Below are 2,932 nucleotides of genomic sequence, written 5' to 3'. Positions count from 1 at the left end.
CGCCCTCCCCCGCCGCACCAACCCCGACGGCACGCCCCAGTCGCGCGAGCAGGTGATGGCCGGCATCCACCGCTGGACCGAAGAGTGGGCCCGCGAGCACCGCGGCAAGCCCCTCGCCGAGCTCGCGCGCATCGGACTCGAAACCCGCGCCGAGACGCTCGCCCTCCTTGCCAGCCTCACCGAAGAGCAGCTTGCCTCGAAGATCCCCGGCGCCCCCTGGGCCGACGGCACCGTCGGCGGCATCCTCGCCGCCAACGCCGACCACGCCGCCATGCACTTCCGCTGGGCACAGGAGGGCGCCGGCCCCCAGGGCTAGCCGATGAACGCCTCCGAAGGCCCCGCCGGCGACGCCAGCGAGGTCGTGAACCGCCGCAGCTCCCGCCGCTCCACCGGCGCGTAGCAGTGCAGGCACGCCCGCGGCCGGGGCAGCTCGACCGGCACCTGCACCCGGTACACCCCGTGCGCCGGGCAGCGGATCTCGAACTCGATGACCTCGATGTTCACCGTCGCACCTCCCCCACCCGCAACACGGCCCGCCCGCATCGCAGATGGAACCATAGAATAGATCGATATCCCTCCCTGTGAAGGGCCGAATGGCCCCTCCTGTGTGAACATTTCGTTCAGGTTCGGGTTAGCGCGTCGCTCCCGCGCGAAAGCCGGCCTACTCGCCCGCCTCGAACTCCCACGCCTCCGCCAGCTCCAGCCCCTCATCCACCCAGTCCAGCCCCTCCACCTCCACCGCCGCGGCCGCATCGCAGCGGTCTTGCCAGTCACAGAAGCCGCACAGTGGCCCCGGGCTCGGCGCGAACTCCCGCTCCGCCAGCATCCGCTTCGCCAGCCGCGCCAGGTACGCCACCTGGTTCACCGCATCGTCCCGGGTCAGCTCACGCACCCGCTGCTCGCCCGTCCGCAGGTTCCAGGCCACCGCCCGCACCGTCGCCTCAGCCGGCAGCTTCTTCAGGCCGCGCACCACCACGTGCAGGATGTCCAGCTGCCGGTCCTCTGCCGGCCCAAGGTCGAACCGCCCGGTCTTCCAGTCGATCACCTGCCACCGGTCCGGTCCCAGCCGGTCGACCCGGTCCGCCCCGCCGTACAGGCTGATGTCGGCGAACTTCACGCTGTTTCCCTGCTCGGCCCAGCTCTGCTCGGCCTCGATCGATCGGTGCGCCTCCACCCCCGCCGCGTACCACTCGAACGCAAGCCGGTGCCACTCCGTCCCCGGCCCCGCCGCCGCGTGCTTCGGCATCCGCAGGTAGGCATCCAGCTCCGCCTCACCGTCTGCGGGGTTGCCGGTCACGCAGAGCTTCTGCATGGCCCGGTGCACGCCCGTCCCCGCGATCCCCGCCGGCGTATCCCGCTGCGCGGGCCATCTCTCCCCGGAAACATACTTGAACCAGTACTGCCGCTGGCAGCGCAGGAAGCTTTCGATCTTCGAATGCGAAAGCTTGAACGGCTCGCCCTCCATCGCCGCACAGTCTACCCTTCCTCCGCAAGCCCCTCCCGGCAGCCCCGCCCATGACCGCTCCCCTCGAAGGCATTCGCGTCATCGAACTCGCCAACTACGTCGCCGCCCCGGCCGTCGGCGGCCTCCTTGCCGACCTCGGCGCCGAGGTCATCAAGGTCGAACCGCCCGGCGGCGAGGTCATGCGCGGCGTCGTCCCTTCCGGCGGCGAAGGCCAGTTCCCCTTCAACTTCCTCTTCGAACTCGAAAACCGCGGCAAACGCTCCATCACCCTCGACCTCGAGCACCCCGCCGCACCTGGCGTCCTCCGGCGCCTGCTCGCCGCCGCCGACGTCTTCCTCACCAACCTCCTCCCCCGGCGGCTCAAGCGCTTCCAGCTCGAACCCGAAACCCTGCTTGCCGAGCACCCGCGCCTCGTCGTCCTCTGCATCACGGGCTACGGGCTCGAAGGCCCCGATGCCGACCGCCCCGGCTTCGATTTCTCCGCCTTCTGGACCCGCAGCGGCATCATGTCGCTCATCGGCCATCCCGGCAGCCCGCCCGTCCTCAGCCGCATCGCCCAGGGCGACCACACCACCGCCCTCGCCGGCCTCGCCGCCGCGCTCGCCGCCCTCCGCCTGCGCGACCGCACCGGGCGCGGCCAGCTCATCGATATCTCCCTCCAGCAGACCGGCCTCTATACCATCGCCACCGACGTCGCCAAAGCCCTCCTCGACCGCAAGCAGCCGCGCCGCTTCGACCGCTCCGCGCCCGACAACCCGCTCTTCAACACCTATCCCACCCGCGACGGCCGCTGGGTCATGCTCGTGCACATGACCCCCGACCCCTACTGGCCGCGCCTCTGCCGCGTCATTGAACGCCCGGAATGGGCCGACCACCCCGACTACGCCACCATGGCTGCCCGCCGCCAGCGCGGCGCCGAGATCGCCGCCGTCATCGAAGCCTGCTTCCTCGGCCTCGACCTGCCCGCGCTCGCCGCCCGCCTCGATGCCGAGGGACTCATCTGGGCGCCCATGGTCGAACTCCTCGACGTGGTCGATGACCCCCAGCTCCGCGGCCGCGGCGCCTTCGCCCCGCTCGAGACGCCCGCCGGCACGTTCGAAACCGTCGCCGCACCCTTCCGCATGCCCGGCGCCGATATCCGCCCCCGCGGCGCCGCCTCACCCCCCGGCGCCGACACTGCCGACGTCCTCCGCGCCGCCGGCTTCACCGACGACGCCCTCGCCGACCTCGCCGCCACCGGCCTCTTCGGCTAACCCCCGCTCCCCGCTCCCCGCTCCCGGCTCCCCGCTCCCGGGCCGGGTGGGGACGGCGGTGGGGCTCCCGGTCAACCTCCCACCTCCAACCTCCCACCTTCTCGCTCCCGGTTCCCCGCTCCCGGCTCCCGGTTCCCGGGCGGAGAGGCCGAGGTGTGGGGCTCCCGGCTCCCGGTCAACCTCCCACCTCCAACCTCCCACCTTCTCGCTCCCG

4 protein-coding genes are annotated in these 2,932 nt (G+C 71.9%); 2 read left to right on the top strand and 2 right to left on the bottom strand.

The window, feature by feature from the left end; translation table 11 throughout:
- On the top strand, window positions 1-316 hold a 316-nt coding region (locus VAE46_RS05310), incomplete at its 5' end, for a DinB family protein (protein WP_322795876.1).
- On the opposite strand, the gene VAE46_RS05305 is transcribed toward VAE46_RS05310, so the two are convergent.
- On the bottom strand, window positions 313-504 hold the full coding sequence (locus tag VAE46_RS05305) for a hypothetical protein (RefSeq protein WP_322795875.1): 192 nt from the start codon (window positions 502-504) through the stop codon (window positions 313-315). The two genes, VAE46_RS05310 and VAE46_RS05305, sit on opposite strands and share 4 nt — an antisense overlap.
- 157 nt (window positions 505-661) lie before the next feature.
- Window positions 662-1,465 (bottom strand): PD-(D/E)XK nuclease family protein, encoded by an 804-nt coding sequence (locus VAE46_RS05300; protein WP_322795874.1) that lies wholly within the window; start codon window positions 1,463-1,465, stop codon window positions 662-664.
- A 50-nt stretch (window positions 1,466-1,515) separates the two neighbouring features.
- Between VAE46_RS05300 and VAE46_RS05295 the strand changes: the two genes are divergently transcribed.
- The gene (locus VAE46_RS05295) at window positions 1,516-2,718 is read left to right on the top strand and encodes a CoA transferase (protein ID WP_322795873.1); all 1,203 of its coding nucleotides are present in this window, start codon (window positions 1,516-1,518) and stop codon (window positions 2,716-2,718) included.
- Window positions 2,719-2,932: the final 214 nt, after the last annotated feature.

It is taken from the genome of Tepidiforma sp., from assembly GCF_034433535.1.
Taxonomy (GTDB): Bacteria; Chloroflexota; Dehalococcoidia; order Tepidiformales; family Tepidiformaceae; genus Tepidiforma.
This window is presented reverse-complemented; position numbering and strand designations above follow the sequence as displayed.

Excerpts from the sequence above, each read along its gene's own strand:
- VAE46_RS05300 (WP_322795874.1), bottom strand. The coding sequence starts at position 1,465 with ATGGAGGGCGAGCCGTTCAAGCTTTCGCATTCGAAGATCGAAAGCTTC.
- VAE46_RS05295 (WP_322795873.1), top strand. The coding sequence starts at position 1,516 with ATGACCGCTCCCCTCGAAGGCATTCGCGTCATCGAACTCGCCAACTAC.